At 66.7% G+C, this 327-nt stretch carries 1 pseudogene; it reads left to right on the top strand.

From position 1 onward, the window contains the following. A pseudogene (locus tag ACLJNW_RS23985) lies at positions 1–327 on the top strand (aconitate hydratase B); the annotation flags it as partial.

Genomic DNA, 327 nt, shown 5'->3' with positions numbered 1-327 from the left:
GGCAAGAAGAACATCTTCTCCGGCCGCATCCTCGAGATCGAAGGCCTCAACGACCTGACCGTGGAGCAGGCCTTCGAGCTGTCCGACGCCTCGGCCGAGCGTTCCGCCGCCGGCTGCACCATCAAGCTGCCGGAACAGGCGATCGCCGAGTACCTGAAGTCCAACATCACCCTGCTGCGCTGGATGATCGGCGTAGGCTACGGCGACCCGCGCACCCTGGAGCGTCGCGCCCAGGCGATGGAAGCCTGGCTGGCCAAGCCGGAGCTGCTGGAAGCCGACAAGGACGCCGAGTACGCCGCGGTGATCGAGATCGACCTGGCCGACGTC

The sequence above is a fragment of the Salmonella sp. SAL4457 genome, from assembly GCF_046548235.1.
Classification (GTDB): Bacteria; Pseudomonadota; Gammaproteobacteria; order Enterobacterales; family Enterobacteriaceae; genus Salmonella; species Salmonella enterica.
This window is presented reverse-complemented; position numbering and strand designations above follow the sequence as displayed.